The 21,222-nt window shown below is 70.8% G+C and carries 16 protein-coding genes; 9 read left to right on the forward strand and 7 right to left on the reverse strand.

What is annotated here, in order from left to right; translation table 11 throughout:
- The first annotated feature begins 211 nt into the window (after window positions 1-211).
- The 6 genes from RM788_RS34155 (at window position 212) to RM788_RS34180 (ending at window position 13,003) form a co-directional block, all read left to right on the forward strand.
- A complete protein-coding gene (locus RM788_RS34155) occupies window positions 212-5,194 on the forward strand; it encodes an NAD-glutamate dehydrogenase (RefSeq protein ID WP_315922829.1) in 4,983 nt (1,660 codons plus the stop codon).
- A gap of 537 nt (window positions 5,195-5,731) precedes the next feature.
- Window positions 5,732-6,163 (forward strand): acyl-CoA thioesterase, encoded by a 432-nt coding sequence (locus tag RM788_RS34160; protein WP_315922831.1) that lies wholly within the window; start codon window positions 5,732-5,734, stop codon window positions 6,161-6,163.
- Entirely contained in the window at window positions 6,156-6,791 is a 636-nt protein-coding gene (locus RM788_RS34165) for a DUF8010 domain-containing protein (protein ID WP_315922833.1), read from the forward strand. The genes RM788_RS34160 and RM788_RS34165 overlap by 8 nt, the downstream gene beginning before the upstream one ends.
- 65 nt (window positions 6,792-6,856) lie before the next feature.
- Window positions 6,857-9,895 carry an AfsR/SARP family transcriptional regulator gene (locus tag RM788_RS34170; protein ID WP_315922835.1) on the forward strand — a complete coding sequence of 1,013 codons (3,039 nt, stop codon included), beginning with the start codon at window positions 6,857-6,859 and terminating at the stop codon, window positions 9,893-9,895.
- 48 nt (window positions 9,896-9,943) lie between these two features.
- Window positions 9,944-11,953 carry an ATP-binding protein gene (locus RM788_RS34175; protein WP_315922837.1) on the forward strand — a complete coding sequence of 670 codons (2,010 nt, stop codon included), beginning with the start codon at window positions 9,944-9,946 and terminating at the stop codon, window positions 11,951-11,953.
- A 90-nt stretch (window positions 11,954-12,043) separates the two neighbouring features.
- A complete protein-coding gene (locus RM788_RS34180; protein ID WP_315922839.1) occupies window positions 12,044-13,003 on the forward strand; it encodes an aldo/keto reductase in 960 nt (319 codons plus the stop codon).
- Window positions 13,004-13,007: 4 nt separating this feature from the next.
- Here RM788_RS34180 and RM788_RS34185 read toward each other — a convergent pair whose 3' ends face one another.
- The 4 genes from RM788_RS34185 to RM788_RS34200 form a co-directional block, all read right to left on the reverse strand.
- Window positions 13,008-14,603, reverse strand: a complete 1,596-nt coding sequence (locus tag RM788_RS34185) for a glycoside hydrolase family 13 protein (protein ID WP_315922841.1) — start codon at window positions 14,601-14,603, stop codon at window positions 13,008-13,010.
- 69 nt (window positions 14,604-14,672) lie between these two features.
- Window positions 14,673-15,056, reverse strand: coding sequence for a globin (locus RM788_RS34190; RefSeq protein ID WP_315922843.1), 384 nt, complete (start codon window positions 15,054-15,056; stop codon window positions 14,673-14,675).
- Between the two features lie 98 nt (window positions 15,057-15,154).
- The gene (locus tag RM788_RS34195; protein WP_315934831.1) at window positions 15,155-16,006 is read right to left on the reverse strand and encodes a mechanosensitive ion channel family protein; all 852 of its coding nucleotides are present in this window, start codon (window positions 16,004-16,006) and stop codon (window positions 15,155-15,157) included.
- A gap of 61 nt (window positions 16,007-16,067) precedes the next feature.
- Window positions 16,068-18,125: a prolyl oligopeptidase family serine peptidase gene (locus tag RM788_RS34200; protein ID WP_399345185.1), complete on the reverse strand. Its 2,058-nt coding sequence runs from the start codon at window positions 18,123-18,125 to the stop codon at window positions 16,068-16,070.
- Between the two features lie 175 nt (window positions 18,126-18,300).
- On the opposite strand from RM788_RS34200, the gene RM788_RS34205 reads away from it, so the two are divergent.
- Window positions 18,301-18,972, forward strand: coding sequence for an HNH endonuclease (locus RM788_RS34205; protein WP_315922847.1), 672 nt, complete (start codon window positions 18,301-18,303; stop codon window positions 18,970-18,972).
- Between the two features lie 29 nt (window positions 18,973-19,001).
- On the opposite strand, the gene RM788_RS34210 is transcribed toward RM788_RS34205, so the two are convergent.
- Window positions 19,002-19,346, reverse strand: a complete 345-nt coding sequence (locus tag RM788_RS34210; RefSeq protein WP_315922849.1) for a DUF2345 domain-containing protein — start codon at window positions 19,344-19,346, stop codon at window positions 19,002-19,004.
- 467 nt (window positions 19,347-19,813) lie between these two features.
- On the opposite strand from RM788_RS34210, the gene RM788_RS34215 reads away from it, so the two are divergent.
- Both RM788_RS34215 and RM788_RS34220 read left to right on the forward strand, forming a co-directional pair.
- A complete protein-coding gene (locus RM788_RS34215) occupies window positions 19,814-20,071 on the forward strand; it encodes an aa3-type cytochrome oxidase subunit CtaJ (protein ID WP_315922851.1) in 258 nt (85 codons plus the stop codon).
- A complete protein-coding gene (locus tag RM788_RS34220) occupies window positions 20,058-20,552 on the forward strand; it encodes a DUF5130 family protein (protein WP_315922853.1) in 495 nt (164 codons plus the stop codon). Before RM788_RS34215 ends, RM788_RS34220 begins: the two co-directional genes overlap by 14 nt.
- A 67-nt stretch (window positions 20,553-20,619) precedes the next feature.
- Here the strand turns inward: RM788_RS34220 and RM788_RS34225 are convergent, their stop codons facing one another.
- Both RM788_RS34225 and RM788_RS34230 read right to left on the reverse strand, forming a co-directional pair.
- Complete coding sequence (locus RM788_RS34225) at window positions 20,620-20,979, reverse strand: type II toxin-antitoxin system PemK/MazF family toxin (RefSeq protein WP_315922854.1); 360 nt, start codon at window positions 20,977-20,979, stop codon at window positions 20,620-20,622.
- The gene (locus tag RM788_RS34230; RefSeq protein WP_315922856.1) at window positions 20,921-21,151 is read right to left on the reverse strand and encodes a hypothetical protein; all 231 of its coding nucleotides are present in this window, start codon (window positions 21,149-21,151) and stop codon (window positions 20,921-20,923) included. The genes RM788_RS34225 and RM788_RS34230 overlap by 59 nt, the downstream gene beginning before the upstream one ends.
- Between the last annotated feature and the right edge of the window lie 71 nt (window positions 21,152-21,222).

Below are 21,222 nucleotides of genomic sequence, written 5' to 3' on the forward strand. Positions count from 1 at the left end.
TGATTTGAGGTTTTAATAAGGTTTCCCACCGGTAACAAAGCCGTGGCGTCGATAAAGACGGGAAAAGCCGTTTTACCCGGCTTTCCGGAAAGTCGCCGAGGTTGTTCGATTCAGTAACCGGGGCATTGCCACCCCGTTCCGACGTGCCATCTACTGTGGTGGCCGGACCCGGTACACAGAGGTGCCGGATAGCTTGGAGAGTCGCCTGAACATGACCTCGACTGGAGCCCCGTCCCGTTCCGAGTTCGACGCCGGCCGTGCCGAGCCGGGCGAAAGCCGCTCGGCCAGTCCCGAGCAGGTGCGGGATGAATTGATCGAACGGGCTGCCGCCGCCGCGCCGGAACTCGCCGATCTCATCCGCCTGTACTACCGCCACGTGCCCGCCGAGGAAGTCAACGACGACGACCCCGTGGACCTGCTGGGCGCGGTGCGGTCCAACCACCAACTCGCCGAGTCGCGGGTGCCCGGCCGCCCGGCCGTGCGCATCCTCAACCCGACCCGCGCGCACGACGGGTGGACCTGCCCGGTCACCGTCGTGCAGGTCGTCACCGACGACATGCCCTACCTGGTCGACTCGGTCGCCTCCGAGCTGACCCGCGGCGGAGTCCAGGTCCAGCGGGTGGTGCACCCGATCGTCGTGGTCCGCCGCGACCCGGTGACCGGTGACCTGCACGAGGTCCTGCCGCTCGCGGACCCGTCCGCGCCGCCGTCGGACGCGATCGCCGAGTCGTGGATGAACATCGAGGTCGACCTGATCACGGACCCCGACCGGGCCCGCGAGCTGGAGACCAGGCTGCACACGGTGCTCAACGACGTCCGCGAGGTCGTCGAGGACACCGACAAGATGGCGGCCACCGCCCGTCAGCTCGCCGACCGGCTGGACTCCGATCCGCCGCGGCTGTCGGGGGACGAGACGAGCGACGGCGCGAAGCTGCTGCGCTGGCTCGCCGACGACCACTTCACCTTCCTGGGCTACCGCCAGTACGAGCTGATCCGCGACGACCCGGCGACCGGCGGCGAACCGGCCCTGCGCGCGGTCCTCGCCTCCGGTCTCGGCGTGCTGCGCCAGGACAGCCTCGCGGCGCGCAGCCTCACCGCCGGGCCGGACGCGGGCGCGCAGGCGCTGGCCCCGGAACTGCTGGTGCTGACCCAGGCCAGCGCCCAGTCGAGCGTGCACCGCTCGGTGTACCCGTACTACGTGGGCGTGAAGACGTTCGACGCCGACGGCCGGGTGACCGGCGAGCACCGGTTCCTCGGCGTGTTCGGCACGACCGCCCTGCACGAGGACGTGCTCGACATCCCGGTCATCGAACGCCGGGTGCGCGACGTGATCCACCGCGCTGGCTTCCCGCTGCACTCGTACTCGGGGCAGCGGATGCTCGAAGTGATCCAGAACTACCCGCGCACCGAGCTGTTCTCGGTCGACGCCGACACGCTCTACGCGACCGTCGCGGGCGTGATCGCGCTCGCCGAACGCCGCCGGCTGCGGCTGTTCCTGCGCCGCGACCCGTACGGCCGCTTCTACTCGTGCCTGGTGTACCTGCCGCGCGACCGCTACACGACGACGTCGCGGCTGGCCATGCAGGAGGTGCTGCTCGACGCGCTGGGCGGCGTCAACCTGGAGTACAGCGCCCGCATAGGGGAGTCCGCTCTGGCGCGGGTGCACTTCATGGTGCACACCGACCCGGCCCGCACGGTCGACGTCGACGCGGTCGACCTGCAGAACCGGCTCGCCGAGGCCGTGCGCAGCTGGGACGACCGGATGGTCGACGCCGTGCTCGCCGAGCAGGGCGACGGCGGTCAGACCGGCGGTCTGGGCGCCGAGTCGGCCAGCGAGCAGGGCCAGCGGTTCGCCGCGGCCTTCCCGGAGGCCTACAAGGAGGACTTCTCCGCGGCCGACGGCCTGGCGGACTTCCGCCGGATCGAGGCGCTGCGGCCCGGCGACCTGGACATGGTCTTCTACATGCCGGACGACGCCGAGCCGGGGGAACGGCGGTTCAAGCTGTTCCTGGCGGGCGACCGGATCACGCTGTCGCAGGTGCTGCCGATGTTGCAGCGCATGGGCGTCGTCGTGGTCGACGAGCGCCCGTACGACCTCACCCGCGAGGACGGCGTGCTGTGCTGGATCTACGACTTCGGCCTGCGCATCGAGTCGAAGATCCTGGACCGGCTGAACGAGTCGGACCTGGACACCGTGCAGACCCGGTTCCAGGACGCGTTCGCCGCCGCGTGGCGCGGTGAGGCGGAGGTCGACGGCTTCAACACCCTGGTGCTCCAGGCGGGTCTGACGTGGCAGCAGGCCGCGATGCTGCGCGCGTACGCGAAGTACCTGCGCCAGGCGGGCACGCCCTACAGCCAGGACTACATCGAGGACGTCGTCCTCGGCCACACCGAGGTCGCGAGCGAGCTCGTGCACCTCTTCGAGGCCCGCTTCGACCCGGCGCTGGACGACGCGAACCGCGAGGCCCGCACCGAGTCGCTGGTCGGAAACCTGGCCAAGCTGATCGACGACGTCACGAGCCTGGACGCCGACCGCATCCTGCGCAGCCTGCTCACGCTCGTGCAGGCCACGCTGCGGACGAACTACTTCTTCCGCGACGCCGACGGCTCCGCGCGCCCGTACCTGGCCGTGAAGCTGAACCCGCAGGCCATCCCGGAGCTGCCGCAGCCCCGGCCGCGGTTCGAGATCTTCGTGTACTCGCCCCGCATCGAGGGCGTGCACCTGCGCTTCGGCGCGGTCGCGCGCGGCGGGCTGCGCTGGTCGGACCGGCGGGAGGACTTCCGCACGGAGGTACTCGGCCTGGTCAAGGCGCAGGCCGTGAAGAACGCGGTCATCGTGCCGGTCGGGGCCAAGGGCGGGTTCGTCGTCAAGCGCCCGCCCGCCACGACGGGAGACACCGGCCTGGACCGCGAGGCGTTCCTGGCGGAGGGCATCGCCTGCTACCGCCAGTTCATCTCCGGCCTGCTGGACCTGACCGACAACCTCGACTCGGGCAAGGTCGTCCCCGCGCCGCAGGTCGTCCGGCACGACGGCGACGACACCTACCTCGTGGTCGCGGCGGACAAGGGCACCGCCCAGTTCTCCGACATCGCCAACGAGGTCGCCATCTCCTACGGCTTCTGGCTCGGCGACGCGTTCGCCTCCGGCGGCTCGGTCGGCTACGACCACAAGGCCATGGGCATCACGGCCAAGGGCGCGTGGGAGAGCGTGAAGCGCAACTTCCGCGAGCTGGGCGTGAACACCCAGTCCGAGGAGTTCACCGTCGTCGGCGTCGGCGACATGTCCGGTGACGTGTTCGGCAACGGCATGCTGCTGTCCGAGCACATCCGGCTGGTCGCGGCGTTCGACCACCGGCACATCTTCATCGACCCCACCCCGGCCGCCGCGCCGTCGTTCGCCGAGCGCAAGCGGCTCTTCGAGCTGCCGCGCTCGTCCTGGGCGGACTACGACCTCGGCCTGGTCAGCGCCGGTGGCGGTGTCTGGCCGCGCACGGCCAAGTCCATCCCGATCAGCCCCGAGGCGCGGGCCGCGCTCGGCATCGACGACGACGTCGTGAAGCTGTCGCCGCACGAGCTGATGAAGGCGATCCTGCTGTCGCCGGTCGACCTGCTGTGGAACGGCGGCATCGGCACGTACGTGAAGGCGGCGACCGAGACGCACTCCGAGGTCGGCGACAAGGCCAACGACGGGCTGCGCGTCAACGGCGCGGACCTGCGGGTCAAGGTCGTCGGCGAGGGCGGCAACCTCGGCCTCACCCAGCGCGGCCGGATCGAGTTCGCCCGCAAGGGCGGCAAGGTCAACACCGACGCCCTGGACAACTCGGCCGGTGTCGACTGCTCCGACCACGAGGTCAACATCAAGATCCTGCTGGACCAGCTCGTCCGCGAGGGCAAGTTCGACCAGGACCAGCGCAACGACCTGCTCGGGCAGATGACCGACGAGGTCGGCGAGCTGGTGCTGTCGGACAACTACTCGCAGAACGCCGTGATGGGCGTCAGCCGGGCGCACGCCGTGCCGATGCTGTCGGTGCACGCCAGGCTCGTCGCGGACCTGGAGAAGCGCGGCGTGCTCGACCGCGAGCTGGAAGCGCTGCCCAGCACCGCCCAGTTCCGCGCGATGGAGAAGGCGGAGCAGGGGCTCACCTCGCCCGAGCTGTGCACGCTGCTCGCGCACGTGAAGCTCGCGCTCAAGGAGGACGTGCTCGCCAGCGACCTGCCGGAGATCGAGACGTTCGCCCGCAAGCTGCCGGAGTACTTCCCCAGCGAGCTGCGCGAGCGCTTCGACGACGTGATCCCCGCGCACCCGCTGCGCAAGCAGATCACGACGACCGTGCTCGTCAACGAGGTCGTCGACGGCGCGGGCATCTCCTACCCGTTCCGCCTGACCGAGGAGATCAGCGCGTCCCCGACCGACGCGGTCCGCGCGTTCGCCGTGGTCACCGGGATCTTCGGCCTCAAGGCGCACTGGGAGGAGATCCGCTCGCTGGACAACGTGCTCGCCACGGACGTCACCGACGAGATGATCCTCGAATCGCGGCGCCTGCTCGACCGCGCGTCGCGCTGGCTGCTGTCGAACCGCCCGCAGCCGCTCCAGGTGGGGTCCACGATCTCGAGGTTCGCCGGAGTCGTCGCCGAGCTGGCGGGCAAGGTCCCGGACCTGTTGCAGGGCCGGGAACGCACCTCGCTCGACCTGCACGTCGCCCGGCTCGTCAACGCGGGCGTCTCCCAGGACCTCGCGTGCCGCGTCGCCTCGCAGCTGTTCACCTACAGCCTGCTCGACATCACCGAGATCGCCGAGCTCGCCGAACGCGAGGCGGGCGACGGCACGGGCCTGCTCCCGGAGCGCTCGCACCTGGAGACCGCGGAGCTGTACCACGCGCTGTCCGAGCACCTGGACATGGACCACATGCTCAGCTCGGTCAGCGCGCTGGAACGCGGCAACCGCTGGCACGCCCTCGCCAGGCTCGCCCTGCGCGACGACTTCTACTCCTCGCTGCGCTCCATCACGCTCGACGTGCTGCGCATCAGCGACCCCGGCGACAGCCCGGAGGAGAAGATCGCCACCTGGGAGCAGATGAACGCCTCGCGCCTGAGCCGCGCACGGGCGGCGCTCGAGGAGATCAACCAGGCCAACCGCCTGGACCTCGCCACCCTGTCCGTGGCGGCCCGCCAGATCCGCAGCATGGTGCTCTGACGGTCGGCTGAAGTGCTTGGGGTGTCCCGGTTCGCCCGAACCGGGACACCCCGATCCTTTTCCGGACAACACGAACAGGGCCTCCCGGAATTCAGGACCCCCCGAATCCGGACGCTACAGGCGGGTACCGACAAAAACGCCTCTCCCGCTTAGCTGAAACCGCTTACCCGAAACTGTCGTACCCCTTCCGTACGATGTGCATCGGGGGTTCTCACGACTGGGGGACGCCCGGTCCGCCATGCGAGTCGCTGCCGCCGACGCCCACTCCGCTCGTCTTCCGGAAATGTCGTACCCCGCCCGTGATGTGAGAGTCGGGGGGTCCCCACGAGCGGGGACCCCTGGCTCACCGCGACCGTCCCGACGGCACCGGCCGCGGCCGACTCCGGCGCTCCCACCCCGCACCTGCCGCCCGCACCCGAGCAGAGCCGGTGACCTCCGGGTCCACCACCGCGCGGTGCCGCCGAACTCCGCCGCCGGGTCGACGAGGACACTCGATAGGCTGGGCGTATTCCACAGACTTGCAGGAGGCGCGTTCCGTTGGGTGTGTTCGTCACGGGGGTACGTCCGCGGTGGTCGGACATGGACGCGTTCGGTCACGTCAACCACGCCAACACGGTGACGCTCCTCGAAGAGGCCCGCGTCGACCTGCTGTTCACCGAGGCGGCGCGGCACGGGGTGACGGACATGACCAACGGCATGGTGGTGGCCCGGCTGGTGGTGGACTACCTGACGCCGATCGTGTTCACCGGGGACGAGATCGTGGTGGAGATGTCCGTGCGCGAGCTGCGCTCGGCGTCGTTCCTGCTCGACTACGTGGTGCGCGACCAGCGCGGTGACGACGGTGTGATCGTGACGAAGGCGGAAACGCTCATGGTGCCCTACAACGTGGCGGCCGCCCGGCCGAGGCGTCTCGACGAGGCCGAACGCGACTTCCTCGCGGGCTGGCGTGCCGGAGGCAACGGTGCCTGAACTGGTGTTCGCCGACCCTGCGGAGCGGGACGACCTCGGGGCGTTCGTCGCCCGCGCGGTGCGGCTGGAGTCGCAGGCGGTGGTGCGGCTGCGCAACCGGTCCGAGGGCGAGCTGGTCGACGCGTGGGTGGCGACGCCGTTCGACGCGCTGGCCACCCGCACGGTCGCGGGCCGGGTGGAGCCGTCGGACGTGACGGTGTCCGGCAGCGACCTGCTGATGGGGCTGGCCGTCGTGCGCAGCGCCACGGTCGACCCCGGCCCGGCCAAGGACCTGATGTGGCGCTCCGCCCTGCCCCCGACCACCGGGTGGCTGCCGGTCGATCGGTTGCCCGGCAGCGTCGTGTCCGGTCTCGCGGACGAGGGTGTGGCGTTGGCGCGGGAGAACGCGGGCCCGCACGGCACGCCGCCCGCGTCGCTGCTCGACCAGACGGTGATCACCGTCAGCGGGTCCGGATTGGACGTGAAGGTGCCGCTGCGGTGCCTGTTCGCGTTGTCCGGCATGGGTTTCCTCGGCACGTCCGAGGAGGACGAGGTGCGCGTGACCGCCACGGACTCGTGGCTGCGCATCGACGCCCGCTTCGGCGCGATCGTCCGCCGGAGGCACTCGATGCTCCCGCTGCTCGTGTGAGCGGGAGCCACCTGGTCGATGAACGACTACGGTGGAACCAGGGGCATGGCTCGCTGGGGGAGCACATGGAATTTCGGGTTCTCGGACCGGTGGAGGCGTACCGCGCTGGTGCGGCCGTGCCGGTCGGCGGGCCCAAGCCGCGCACGCTGCTGGCCCTGCTGGCCGTGCACGCGGGCCGGGTCGTCTCGCAGGAGCAGTTGGTCGACGCCGTGTGGGGCGACGATCCGCCGGAGCAGACCCGCGCCGCCGTCTACACCTACGTGTCCACGCTGCGCCGGGCGTTCGGCGACGACGCCGACGTGCTGGGCCGCAGCGGCGGCGGCTACCTGCTCGACGCCCCGTCCGACCTGGTCGACCTGCACGTGTTCACCACGGAGGTCGGCGCGGGCCGCCGGGCGCTCGCCGACGGCGACATCGAGGAGGCCGCCGCCCGGTTCACCGCCGCGCTGGCCGTGTGGCGCGGACCGGCGCTCGGCGGCGCCCAGGGCGTCTGGGCGGAGGGCGAGCGGTCCCGGCTGGAGGAGCTGCGGCTGGCCGCGCTGGAGGACCGGGTGGACGCGGACCTGGCGATAGGCCGCGGTGACGCGCTGGTCCCCGAGCTGAGCGCCGCGGTCGCCGCGCACCCGTTGCGCGAACGCCTGCGCAGCCAGCTCATGCTGGCGCTCTACCAGTCGGGCAGGCAGGCCGACGCCCTCGCCTGCTACCAGGAGGGCCGCCGCGTCCTGCTGGATGAGCTGGGCCTGGAACCGGGGCAGGCGCTGCGGTCGACGCACGACCGGATCCTGCGCGCCGACGACGACTCCGACGCACCGCCCACGTCGAGGCCGGACGCCGCCGGGCCGCCGGTGGTGCCGCAGCGGCCGAGCCAGCTGCCGTTCGACATCGCCGACTTCACCGGCCGGTCGGCGGAGGTCGCCGAGCTGACCGGCCACCTGTCCTCGGAGGGCACCGCGGTCCGGCTGTGCGCGATCTCCGGCCAGCCGGGCGCGGGCAAGTCGACGCTGGCCATGCACGTCGCGCACGCCGTCCGCGCGCACTTCCCGGACGGCCAGCTCTACGCCACGCTGCGCGGGGTCCAAGCCGTGCGCGCGGACCCGGCGGAGGTGCTGGCCGGGTTCCTGCGGGCGCTCGGCGTGGCCGACGCGGCGATCCCGGTCGACCTGGACGAACGCGCCCGGCTCTACCGCACGCTGCTGGCCGACCGGCGGGTCCTGGTCGTGCTCGACAACGCCGCCGACGAGCGCCAGGTCCGACCGCTGCTGCCCGGTGGGGCGGCGTGCGCGGTGCTCGTGACCAGCCGGGAACGGCTCGGAGCGCTCGGTGGCGCGACCCAGTTGGGCCTGAGCGTCCTCGACGACGCGGCGGCGTTCGAACTGCTCGACCGGGTCATCGGCGACGGCCGGGCCGCGGCCGAACCGGACGCCGCGCACGACCTCGTGCGGCTGTGCGGACGGCTGCCGCTGGCCGTGCGCATCGCGGGCGCGCGCCTGGCCGCCCGGCCGCAGTGGAAGCTGTCGCGCCTGGTCGAACGCCTGCGCGTGCAGCGCCGGGTGCTCCAGGAGCTGACGATGGGCGACCTGGAGGTGCGCGGCAGCCTCGCGCTGAGCTACGACGGCCTGGCCGGGCGGGAGCGGGCCGCGCTGCGCCGGATCGGGCTGCTCGACGTGTCCACGTTCGGCGGCTGGCTGGTCGCCCCGCTGATCGACTGCTCGCCGGAGGACGGCGAGGAGGTGGTCGAACGGCTCGTCGACGCGCAGCTCCTCGACGTCGTGGCCAGCGACGGGAGCGGCGCGCTCCGGTACCAGCTGCACGACCTGACCCGCGCGTTCGCCCGTGAACGCGGGGAGGTGGAGGAGTCCGAGGCCGAGGTCCGGGCCGCCTGCACGCGCGCGGCGGAGTGCTGGCTGACCCTCGTCGAGACCGCCGGTCAACGGATGCCGCACGCCACCCTGGAGGTCTCGGCGACCCCGAGCACCTCGCCGTACCTGGACCAGGACCTGGCCGACGAGCTGCTCGTCGACCCGGAGGCCTGGTTCGACGCCGAGCAGTCCGACCTGGTGGGCGTGGTCGAGCGGATCAGCGAGCTGGACCTCACCGACGTCGCGACCCGCCTCGCCGCCGCGCTGTGCTCGTCCCGGTTCTCCGTGCGCAACCTGTTCGGTCAGTGGTGGCGCACCCACTCGGCCGCCCTGGAGGCCGCCCGCCGGGTCGGCGACCGCGACGGCGAGGCCCGGCTGCTCGCGGGCCTTGGCTGGCTGCGCTACGAGCAGGATCGCTTCGACGAGGCCGCCCGGTACTACGAGCAGGCGCTGGAGGCGTACGCGCACACCTCCGACGCGCACGGCCAGGCGGCGGCACGGCTGTCGCTGAGCACCGTGCAGCGCGAGCACGGTCAGCTGGCGAAGTCCCGCGAGTCCCTGGACCTCGCCCTGGCCGAGCTGCGCGCCCTGGGCGAACCGCACGCCGTCGCGCAGGCCGTGCACGAGCTGGGCCGGGTGCTCACCGAGCAGGGCGAGCTGGACGCCGCGCTGGAGGCGTGCGAACGGACGCTCGCGACCTACGAGTCGTTCGGCGACCGCCGCGGCACCGCCATCGCGCACCGCTCGCTCGCGATCGTGCACCGCGCGGCGGGCAGGCTCGACGAGGCCGCCCGGCGCGGTGAGATGGCCGTCGACGCCCTGCGCCGCCTCGGCGACCGGCTGATGTCGGCCTACGCCGTGCAGGCGCTGGCGAAGATCCGCATCCGGCAGGGCCGCGGCGACGCCGTGCGCAGCGACCTGCTGGAGTGCCTGGCCACCTGCAACGACATGCAGGACGGCTTCGGCCAGGCGCTGCTGCTGCGCACCCTGGGCGAACTGGAGCTGGCGGTGGGCAGACCCGAGGTGGCGCACCGCTACCTGGAGCGCTCCCTCCAGTGGTGGAACGCGCTGGGCCTGCCGGTGTGGCGGGCCCGCACGCTGCGCGATCTGGCCACCGCGTTGGGCGCGCTCGGCGACATCGGCTCCGCGGACCGGACGTGGGCCGAGGCGTTGGCGATCTTCGAACGGCACGGCTGCCGCGAAGCCCGCGAGCCCCGCCCGGACAGCGTCCTGCACCCGGCGTGACACCGGACCTGGTAGGGCGGTGATCCGAGCCACCGGTACAACTGTGCGATGACGGGTACGCACAACGAGGTCTCCGGGACCGTGTTCGGCCCAGTCGTCCAAGCCGAGCACATCGGCACCCTGGCACTTCCCGCGCCGCAACCTCTGGCCGTCACCGGTCTGCCACCCGCACGGCCGCTGTCCGGTCGCGAGGTGGAGTGCGATCGGCTCGCGGCACTCCTGGACCCTGTTGTCGTGGAAGGGCACGTCGTCGTCCTGTCGGGACTCGGAGGTGTGGGCAAGACCGCTTTGGTGCTGCGCGTCGCACGCGACGCGGTGGATCGTGGCCGGTTTCCGGGAGGTGTCCTGTTCGTCGACCTCCAGGGTTACGACCCGGCACGGACGAAGACACCGGAAACCGTGCTCAACGCCTTCGTCCGGATGTTGGGTGTGCGCGGTGAGCACCTGCCTCCCGATCCTGGTCCGCTCTACCGCTCCTTGCTCGCGGAGCGGGAGGACATGCTCATCGTGGTGGACAACGCGTCGTCGTCAGACCAGGTGCGACCGCTACTGCCGGGTGTAGACCGGCACCGCGTCGTGGTGACGAGCCGCAACCAACTCGCCGATCTGGGTGTCCTGCTCGACCTTGGTGTGCTCAACGAGAACGCCGCACTCGACATGATCGGCGAACGTTCGGATGAAGCACGTGAACTGGCCCGTCTCTGCGGCTACCTCCCCTTGGCGTTGACCATCGTCGGTGCCTTGTTGTCGGTCGAGCCACGCTGCCCGATCGGGCGGTTGGTCGAAGACCTGGCCGACGCCAGGTACCGCCTCGACGAGCTGAGCTTCTCGGGCAGCGTCGACATCCGGGCCGCGTTCGACCTGTCTTTCGCCAAGCTGGACCCGGATCAGCGAAGCGTGTTCTCCCAGCTGTCGATCCACCCCGGTCCCGATCTGGGACTGGGCGTCGCCGCCGCGGTCGCGGGACTGTCCGAACGTCAAGTCCGACGGCTGGTCGACAGTCTGGTTCGGGCGAGCCTGCTCCAGACGGACGGCACCCGCCGGTACGGGTTCCACGACTTGGTGCGCCTGTACGCGGTCGAGAAGGCCATTGATGTCGGGGGCGTCACCGGCCGGATCGTCGAGCACTACCGCTCGAGAGTGGGCAGTGCCGACCGGATCATCCGACCGACAGGTCCTCAGATCGAATCCTCGGAATTCTTCGACGGCCGTACCGAGGCGATGGCGTGGTTCGACGCCGAGTGCGAGAACCTCATCGCGTGCGTCTCCCTGGCACATACCGCAGGGCTTCACACCGGGGCGTGCGTGATATCGCACCACATGTTCTCCTACTTGGATCTCCGTGCGCGCATGGCCGACTGGATCGCGATCAACCAGGTGGCCCTCGCGTCCGCAGGTCACCTCCACAACCGCCGGATCACCATGGGGGTGCTGAGCGATCTGGGTGTCGCCTACCGCAGTGCGGGTCGATTGGACGATGCGATCCACTGCTACGAGCGAATCATCGAGGTCGGCGACGGAGAGGAGAACGGCGGTTATCTGGTCAACCTCGCCACAATCCATTACGAGAGAGAAGAATTCTCGCTGGCCGTCAGGCACTACCGCAAAAGTTTGGCTCTCCTTCGGATCGAAGGAGATGTTCATGGTGCCGGACAAGTGTTGAACAACCTGGGTCTGTGCTACATGGCGATGGAGCGGTACACCGCTGCCGTCGACTGCCTGGCGGAGGCACTGGACATCAGGCGCGTGGTTCGGGACCTGCACGGAGAGGGACAGACCCTCAACAACCTGGGGGCGGCTTTGGTGAAAGAGGGGCGCCTGGAAGAAGGTGCCGATCACTTGGAGCGCGGACTGGAGATCAAGCGCGAGGTCGGTGATCTGCGTGGGATCTGCACGTCGTTGTTGAACCTCGGCAACGCTCATCGGGCGCGAAAAGACCTCGAATCGGCGAGGAGATGCTGGGAGGAAGCGATTAGCGCCTTGGAGGGCTTGGACGAACAGGACTCGCTGGATCACCTGCGTGGACTACTGGTGGAACTCGACGCGTCCCCAGCGTGAACGGAGTACCTGCACCCGGCGTGACAACCCGGTGGACACCTCGCTTGCCGCGCCCGATACTCACGCGATGATCACCACCGGGAACGCAGGATGAGGTACCGGCTCTTCGGCCGCACGGGCCTTCGGGTCTCCGAACTGTTCCTGGGAACCATGGGGTTCGCCACCGACGACGCCCGCCGACTGGTCGACGTGTACGCCGCCGCGGGCGGCAACGTGATCGACACGGCCAACAGCTACGGGGACAGCGAACTCGTCGTCGGCAAGGCGCTCGAAGGTCGTCGGGACCGCTTCGTGCTGGCCACGAAGTACACCTGCTCGACCGACACCTCGGACCCCAACGCCGCGGGCAACCACCGCAAGAACCTGGTGCGCTCGCTGGACGACAGCCTCCGCAGGCTCCGCACCGACCACGTGGACGTGTACTGGGTCCACGTCTGGGACCGGCACACACCGGTCGAGGAGACCATGCGCGCGCTGGACGACGCCGTCCGCGCGGGCAAGATCCTCTACACCGGCGTCTCCGACACCCCGGCGTGGATCGTCAGCCAGGCCAACACGCTGGCCGACTGGCGCGGCTGGACCCCGTTCGCGGGCCTCCAGGTCCCCTACAACCTGCTCAACCGCGACGCCGAACGTGACCTGCTGCCGATGGCCGAGGCGTTCGGCCTGACCACCGCCACCTGGGGGCCGTTGGCGGGCGGCAAGCTCTCCGCCGCGGCGTCGGGCACCCGGTTCGCCGAATCCGACCTGAGCCGGAGCACGTTCGCCGTGCGCGAGGTCGCCGCCGAGCTGGGGGCCACCCCGGCGCAGGTCGCGATCGCCTGGTGCCGGGCCAAGTCCCGGACCGTGCACCCGATCATCGGGGCGAGCACGGTGGAGCAGTTGACGGACAACCTCGGCGCCGTGGACGTGGTGCTGCCGCCGGAAGCCGTGGCGCGCCTGGACTCCGGCACCGACTTCGCCGTCGGGTTCCCCTCGGAGTTCATCGCCCAGTGCGAGCGGCACCCCGAGGTGTTCGGGGAGGCCTACTCGCGCCTGGACGGCCGCTGACCCGTCAGACCAGCCACACCGCGGTGTCCGGGGGCAGCTGCGCGCCGTCCATGGGACCGCTGGAGATCAGGATCTCGCCGGGGGGCAGCGGGACGGACGCGCCGGAGGTGTTGAGGGCGCAGATCAGCCCGCCGCCCTTGCGGCGGAACGCGAAGCAGCCGGGAGGGGCGCCGTACCACTCCAGCTCGTCGCCCGAGATGGCCTGCTGCGTCTTGCGCAGCTCCAGGGCGTGCCGGTAGAGCGACAGCATCGAACCGGGATCCTCGAGCTGCGCCTCGGCGGTCAGGTGGTTCCACTCGTTCGGCACCGGCAGCCACGTGCGCGCGTTCTCCGAGAACCCGAACGGCGGGGCGTCGCCCTCCCACGGGATCGGCACGCGGCAGCCGTCACGGCCCCGCTCGGTGCGCCCGGAGCGCTCCCACGTCGGGTCTTGCAGCGCCCACTCGGGCAGCTCGACGTTCGGCAGGCCCAGCTCCTCGCCGTTGTACAGGTAGACGACGCCGGGCAGCGCCAGCTCCACGAGGATCATCGCCCGCGCGCGCTTCTCGCCGAGCGGGCCGCCGCCGTAGCGGGTCACGTGCCGCACCACGTCGTGGTTCGACAGCGTCCACGTGGGCGGCGTGCCCAGCGGCTGGACGGCGCCGAGGGAGTGGTCGATCGCCGACCGCACCTGGTCGGCGTCGAAACCCGCCTCGACCAGCCGGAAGTTGAACGCCAGGTGCAGCTCGTCGGGCCGGATGTAGCGCGCGAACCGCTCGTCGTCGGTCACCCAGACCTCGCCGACGGCCATCCGGCCGGGGTAGGAGTCCAGGACCTTGCGGATCATGCGGTGGATCTCGTGCACGCCGTCGTCGTCGAACCGGGGGTCGCGGACGTCGTCCCTCAGCACGCCGGACGTGCCGAGCGCGCGCGGGTCCATGTTCGGCAGGTCGTAGGGCTTGGCCATGCCGTGCGCCACGTCGATGCGGAAGCCGTCGACACCGCGGTCGAGCCAGAACCGGAGCGTCTGCTCCAGGTCGGCGTGGACCTCCGGGTTGTCCCAGTTCAGGTCCGGCTGCTGCGGGGCGAACAGGTGCAGGTACCACTGGCCGTCGCGGACGCGGGTCCACGCGGGCCCGCCGAAGAGGCTCGTCCAGTTGTTCGGCGGCTGCGAACCGTCGTAGCCGCCGCCGTCGCGGAAGATGTAGCGCGACCGCTCCGGGCTGCCGGGGCCCGCGGCGAGCGCGGCCTGGAACCAGTCGTGCCGGTCGCTCGTGTGGTTCGGCACCAGGTCGATGGTGATCCGCATGTTGTGCGAGTGCGCGTCGGCGACCAGCGCGTCGAACGCGGCCAGGTCCCCGAACATCGGGTCCACGTCCCTGGGGTGCGCCACGTCGTAGCCGTGGTCGGCCATCGGCGAGCGGTAGAACGGCGTCAGCCACAGCGCGTCGACGCCCAGCAACTCCAGGTAGCCGAGTCGGGAGCGGATGCCGTCCAGGTCGCCGACGCCGTCGTTGTTCGAGTCGGCGAAGGAGCGGACGTACACCTGGTAGAACACCGCGTCACGCCACCAGGCGGACTCGTCGGCGATCTCTGGTTGGAGGTCGGAGGATCGTCGCACGAGTGTTCATCCTGCCATTCGGGGTGGCGTGGGTCTCCCCACCAGGGGGCCGGGCGTGGTGGTGGAGGGTCAGACCCAGGCGTTCATGAGGCTGTTCGCGGCCATCTCCAGGTACGCCCAGAGCTGCGCGCGGTGTTCGGGCGCCAGGTTCTCCTCGTCGACCGCGATCTTCATGCAGCGCAGCCAGGCGTCGCGCTCGATCGGGCCGATGGTGAACGGCTGGTGCCGCATCCGCAGCCTCGGGTGGCCGCGTTGGTCGGAATAGGTGTGCGGGCCGCCCCAGTACTGCATGAGGAACATCCGGAAGCGCTCCTCGGCGGGGCCGAGGTCCTCCTCCGGGTACAGCGGCCGCAGCACCTCGTCGGTCGCCACTTCCTGGTAGAAGCGCGCGACGATGCGGTGGAAGGTGTCGTACCCGCCCACCGCTTCGTAGAAGTTCTCCGGAGTGGCCACTCGTCCATCCTGACTCACGCACCCGCCCGCGCGCGCGTCGGGGGGCCGATGTCGGGGCCACCAAAGGAAGCCCCGGTGGCCCCAACAGCGCAAACCGCCTACGACTTGACCGTCGTCACGCCCGACTTCTCAAGGGCCGGCATGAGTTTCGCCCGCAGCGCCCGCTGCACGGACCACTGGCGGCCGGGCCGGACCTTCACCGTGACGCGCATGGTGATCCCGTCCACGGTGACCTTCTCCACGCCGAGCACCTGGGGCTTGTCGATGACGTCCTTGGACAGCGGCTCCTCCGAGGTCGCCTCCAGGGACACCCGCTCCAGCACCTCGCTGGCGTCGGCCAGGTTCGAGCCGTGGGCCAGCGGCAGGTCGACGACCGCGACCGCGAAACCCTGGCTGGAGTTGCCGACGCGCAGGATCTCGCCGTTGCGGACGTACCAGACGGTGCCGTTCCCGTCGCGGATCGTGGTGATCCGCAGGCCCACCGCCTCGACGGTGCCGGTCGCGGGACCGAGGTCCACGACGTCGCCGACGCCGTACTGGTCCTCCAGCATCATGAACATGCCGGACAGGAAGTCCTTCACCAGGTTCTGGGCGCCGAAGCCGATCGCCACGCCGAGGATGCCCGCCGACGTCAGGATCGGCGCCACGTTCATGCCCACCTCGGTGAGCACCTGGATGAACGCGATGCCGAAGACGCCCATGGTGGTCACGGACTTCAGCACCGAGCCGATGGTCTTGGCGCGCTGGTCCCGGCGTTCCGACACCAGAGCGCCCAACGCCTGCGGAGCGCGTTCCCGCAGGGGGCGCAGCAGCGACGGCTTGCGGTCGGCGTCGCCTCCCCTGGTGAGCCGGTCGATCAGCCGCCGCAGGAGCCAGCGGACCACGATCGCCATCAGCAGGATCAGCGCGATGCGCAGTCCCGCCTGCGCGAGCTTCGGTCCGTTCTCCATCCACCAGTCGATGGCCAGCGCCTGCTTGGCGTCATCCAGTCCCTGCACGAACGTGTTCCTCCTACAAGTTCAGCCCCGTCGCGTGGGCGAGGAAGGTCACCTGGTCCACGGCCAAGCCCACCGCGCGGCCGACCGAACGGCCCGCGTGCCCCACCTCGGTCTCCCGGCGGATCAGCACCGGGTGCTTCGCCGCGTCGGACGTGCTGGCGTGCTGGAGCGCGGCGCACATCTTCCGGGCGTGGTTGGGGTCCACCCGGCTGTCCGACTCGAACACCGTGAACAGCACCGAAGGGTACTCAACTTCCGGCCGCACCCGGTGGTACGGGGAGTAGGACGAAAGCCACGTGAACTCTTCGGCGACTGCGGCCGTGCCGTACTCCTCGGCCCACAGCCTGCCGAGGAGGAAGTTCTCGTACCGCACCATGTCCAGCAGTGGGGCCGAACACACCACGGCCGCGTACAGCTCCGGGCGCTGGGTCAGCGCGGCCCCGACGAGCAGGCCGCCGTTGGAGCCGCCCATGATCGAGAGCTGCTGCGGGGTGGTCCACCCGTCGCGCACGAGCCGATCGGCGGCGGCGTGGAAGTCGTCGAACACGTTCTGCTTGTGCTCCCGCATCCCGGCGCGGTGCCACCGCTCGCCCTCCTCGTCGCCGCCGCGCAGCGACGCGTGCGCCCACACCCCGCCCGCCTCGACCCACGCCAGCGTCGTCGCGCTGTAGCCGGGCCCGCGGCCGACGGCGAACCCGCCGTAGCCCGACAGCAGGACGGGCCGGGGCCGGTCGGGTCGCCGGTCGCCGGACACCACGAACATCCGCACGGTCGTGCCGTCCCCCGACGTGTACTCCAGCTGCTGCGTGACCACGTCCGGCAGGTCGACGGCGCCCGGCGCGGCCTCGTGCAGCTCGGTCACGCCCCGCGACAGGGAGTAGCGGAACACCGACAGCGGGGTGACGAAGTCCGAGTAGCCGAACCACACGTCGTCGGCGGGACCGTCGTCCACAATGGACATCCCGTGCACCGAACCGGTGCTCGGCAACGGGATCGCGCCGCGGTGCCCGCCGGTGACCGGGTCGTGCAGGTGCAGCTCCGACACCGCGTGCCGGGTCCGCAGCACGACCAGCGCGCCGTCGAGCCACTTGGCGCCGTCGAGCACCGAGTCCTCCTGCTCGGCGACCACGTCCACCCAGTGCTCCGGTGTCGGCGTGGCCGGATCGGTCGCGCACAGCCGGAACCGCGGCGCGTCCAGCGACGTGTGCAGGTAGAGCCTGCCGTCGCGGGCGACCCACGCGGTGCACTGGGCGCCCGCGTCGGCGTCGACCACCGGGCGCAGCTCCGCGTCGCCGTGCAGGTCCGCGATCCACACCGAGTCGCGGCGGACCGTGCCCGGCTTGCCGCTGACGACCAGCCACCGGCCGCCCGGCGACACGCTGAGGCCGTAGTAGTAGGTGTGGTCGAGCCCGTCGCCGTGCACGCGCACGTCGGTCGCCGGGTCGCCGCCGACCCGGTGCCGCCACACCCGGCGGTGGAACAGCCGCTCGTCCTCCGGCAGGTCCGCGGGGTCGAGCTGGCGGACGTAGTAGAACTCCTCGCCGCCGGGCAGCCAGCCGACGGGGGAGTAGCGGCAGCGGTCGATCGGCCCCTCGACGTGCTCGCCGGAGTCGACGTCGAGCACGTGCAGCAGCGACCGCTCGTCACCGCCGACCGACACCTGGTAGGCCAGCAGCGCGCCCTCGTCGCTCGGCGACCACGCGTCCAGCGTCGTCCGCCCCGACGGGTCCAGCGCGCCCACGTCGAGCAGCACGCGCTCGGCGCCGTCGGGCTCGCGCACGTGCAGCACCGGGTGGTCCTGGTCCGGGCCGCGGCGGGTGGAGAACATCCGGCCCGCGCGCCACGTCGGCGTGGACACCGAGCCCGTCCGCATCAGGTCCCGCAACCGCCCGCCCAGCGCCTCCCGGCCGGGCAGGGCGTCGAGCCACGACCGGGCCAACCCGTCCTGCGCGGCCGACCACTCGGCCGTTCGGGGGTCGGCGGGATCCTCCAGCCAGCGGTAGGGGTCGGCCACCGGGTGGCCGTGCAGGTGCTCGACGAGGTCGAGCCGAACGGCCGCCGGGTAGGTCATCGTCGCAGGCAGAGTCGCGTGGGGAACCTCAGTCACCCGGTGAAGCGTAGCGTTGGTTGAAAACCATCACCGTTAGGCCCGCGTTCGCCCACATTTCGATCTCGGGTGTGCTAGGACACGTGCCTTTTGGGGGTGATCTGTGGTCTGCTATGGCTGTACCGGTGGAGGTGGTCGCGTGCCAGACCGACAACCGACCCCGATCGGCGCCCTGGCTACGGCCGGGGTGGCGCCGAGGGTCCCTGCTGGCCAAAAACAGGCCATCGTCCGTTCGGTGTCGGACGACGGGGACCGCAATGGGGAGGGTACCGGTCACGCGCCGGTCGTGTTCCCCTGGGGTAGAAGGAAAGTGCTCCTGCTCAACGCCACGTTCGAGCCCCTGACCGCGCTGTCCTTGCGACGCGCGGTCGTGCTCGTCGTCTGCGGCAAGGCCGAGGTCGTCCACGGAGACCCCGCGGGGTCCATGGTCCACTCGTCGTCGGCGGAGGTCATAGTCCCGTCCGTGATCCGGCTCAGTACCTACGTGCGCGTCCCCTACCGGGGGCGCGTTCCGTTGACCAGGGCCGGGTTGATGCACCGGGACCGCTTCCGGTGCGCGTACTGCGGCGGTCGGGCCGAGACGATCGACCACGTCGTCCCCCGTAGCCGCGGTGGGCCCCACACCTGGCAGAACTGCGTCGCGTGCTGCGCGAAGTGCAACCACCGCAAGGCGGACAAGCTGCTGTCCGAACTGGGGTGGCGGCTCCGCGTCGTGCCGAACGCGCCCAGGGGGCCGCACTGGCGGCTGCTGGCCGGCGTCACCGAGGCCGACCCGCTCTGGCTGCCCTACCTCGGCGAGCCCGCTGCCTAGTCCGGCGGGCTCGTAGCTCGCGGCCGCTCTCAGGCCGCGAGCGCGAGCTCGTCGCGGCGCGCCGTGATGCGGACCGACTCGTCGTGCGCGGTGATCCGCACGGAGTCGTCGTGCGCGGTGATGCGGACCGAGTCGCTCGCCGTGATGCGCACGGAGTCGTCGCTCGCGGTGATGCGGACGGAGTCGTCGTGCGCCGTGATCCGGACCGAGTCGTCGTGCGCCGTGATCCGGACCGAGTCCGCCTTGGCGGTGATCCGCACCGAGTCGTGCGCCGTGATGCGCACCGAACCGTCCTCGGCGGTGATCCGGACGGAATCCGCGACCGCCGTGATCCGAACGGAGTCGCGTGCGGTGATCCGAACGGACTCGTCCATTGTCACCCGAACAGACACAAGCATCCGGTCGTGCCGCTGAACAGTGGCAACGCTCTGCGCTACCTGGCTGTACGTCGAAAGGGTGACGGCGGAGGTCTGGACAGCGGGGACCGTGTACATGTTGTGTCCTCCTGGACGCGTTGAAGCCCGGATTATGGTCGATGGACAAAATGCAAGACCCGTATAGGTGAAAAGCTAGAACCCAAGCGGCCCGATGACAAGACGCCAAATCGGCCGCCGCGCGCCGCCGTACGGCCGCAGACCGTCCGGCGGTAGCCGTTGACCCGCCTGAACGAGGCTTGTTGGTGCGATCGTCACCGTTCGGACACGGTGCGTAGCGCTTCCGGGGCCGCCTCGTCGCGGGCGTCGGAACGAAGTCGCGCCGCGGGGGTCGCCGCCGTCCTCGCGCGCCCGCACAGGCGCACCTGGGAGCGCCCCCACGTGGGCGATCGGTTACCGTAACCGCCGTGACCATCGTGGAGACCGTGCTCGTCTTCGCGCTGATCCCGCTGGCCATCTACGGCGTGATCACGCTACTGACGCTGAGGCCTAAGGCCACCCGCATCACCCGGTACCGCCCTGGGCAGGAGTGGGGCTACGCACCGGTGTGGTGGAGCGGAAACCCGGCCGGGGTCAGCTCGACCCACCAGACGTCCGACGCGGCCCCGGCCGGCGAGGTCGTCCCCGCACGCACTGCCAGGGGAGGTGCCCGTGGCAACTGGTGACGCAGTCCTGGCCCGCCGCGCGCAGGAAGACCCGTCCGACCTGGCCGTCGGCGAGGTGATCACCAACAGCGGCAGGATTTCCGCCGCGCGCATGTACGAGCCGCACGCGCCTGCCGTGCCGTTCACCCCGAGCCAGCTCGCGAGCCTCGACGAGGCCCTCACGCTGGCCAGCCGCGAGACCGGCCTGGACTTCAGCGTCTACCTCGGCGCTCTCGCGGGCGACTCCCGCGCCGCGGCCGAGGAGATGCACTCCACCATCGGCCCGCGCGCCAGCCACGCCGTGCTCATCGCGGTCTCGCCCGGCCAGCGCGTCGTCGAGATCGTCACCGGCGAGGAGTCCCACCGCCGCCTCCCCGACCGCGGCGCGAAGCTCGCGGTCATGAGCATGGTCGCCTCCTTCAAGGAGGGCGACCTCGCGGGTGGCGTCATCGGCGGCCTCCGCATGCTCACCGACCAGGCGGGCTCCGCCCCCAAGGCCTGACCAGCCCACCGACACGCCGAAGGCCGCACCCGAACCGGGTGCGGCCTTCGTTCGTTCCGATCAGGACCTAGATGTCGAGCACGCGGCGAAGGGCCTCGTTGACCTCAGCGATCTCGTGGAGGGCGAGTCTGCCCGCCAAGTCGCCAAGTCGTTGCGGATCGACCGCTGTGATCTGCTCGACGAGCACGCGAGTCGTCCGCCCGTTCAACTCGATCTCCGGGCGGAACGACGCGGCCCGCGCGGACGTGGACGTCGGGGCGACGAGCCACGTGCTCAACGGCAGGGCATTCGATTGCACGACCACGGCGTAGCGACTGCCTTGCTGTTCGTGTCCCGTGACGTTTCGCGGCGCCCGAAGGCGATAGACCTCACCACGCACGCAGCGGCTCCATATCGGAGAGCACGGCCCGTGCCTCCGCGACGTCATCGGGATCCGCGGCCAAGGCGAGCGCTTCAGCGCGCAACTGTTCCATCGCGGTTGTCCTGGCCGCCGCGAGCACAGCTTCCCTGATGGCAGCCGAAACGCTGCGCCCATCAGCCGTGAGCGCCTCGAGAGCGCGTTCCGTTTCCGCGTCGGGGCGGAAGGTGATACTGCCCATAGGACAAAGTGTACTACGTTCCGTAAGACACGATAGTGGTGCTGTTGAGGCCCTGCCCGGCACTGCGCGTG

Source organism: Umezawaea sp. Da 62-37 (assembly GCF_032460545.1).
In the GTDB taxonomy this organism is placed as follows: domain Bacteria; phylum Actinomycetota; class Actinomycetes; order Mycobacteriales; family Pseudonocardiaceae; genus Umezawaea.

Excerpts from the sequence above, each read along its gene's own strand:
- RM788_RS34155 (WP_315922829.1), top strand. The coding sequence starts at position 212 with ATGACCTCGACTGGAGCCCCGTCCCGTTCCGAGTTCGACGCCGGCCGT.
- RM788_RS34170 (WP_315922835.1), top strand. The coding sequence starts at position 6,857 with ATGGAATTTCGGGTTCTCGGACCGGTGGAGGCGTACCGCGCTGGTGCG.
- RM788_RS34175 (WP_315922837.1), top strand. The coding sequence starts at position 9,944 with ATGACGGGTACGCACAACGAGGTCTCCGGGACCGTGTTCGGCCCAGTC.
- RM788_RS34180 (WP_315922839.1), top strand. The coding sequence starts at position 12,044 with ATGAGGTACCGGCTCTTCGGCCGCACGGGCCTTCGGGTCTCCGAACTG.
- RM788_RS34195 (WP_315934831.1), bottom strand. The coding sequence starts at position 16,006 with ATGGAGAACGGACCGAAGCTCGCGCAGGCGGGACTGCGCATCGCGCTG.
- RM788_RS34200 (WP_399345185.1), bottom strand. The coding sequence starts at position 18,125 with ATGACCTACCCGGCGGCCGTTCGGCTCGACCTCGTCGAGCACCTGCAC.
- RM788_RS34210 (WP_315922849.1), bottom strand. The coding sequence starts at position 19,346 with ATGGACGAGTCCGTTCGGATCACCGCACGCGACTCCGTTCGGATCACG.
- RM788_RS34225 (WP_315922854.1), bottom strand. The coding sequence starts at position 20,979 with ATGACGTCGCGGAGGCACGGGCCGTGCTCTCCGATATGGAGCCGCTGC.
- RM788_RS34230 (WP_315922856.1), bottom strand. The coding sequence starts at position 21,151 with ATGGGCAGTATCACCTTCCGCCCCGACGCGGAAACGGAACGCGCTCTC.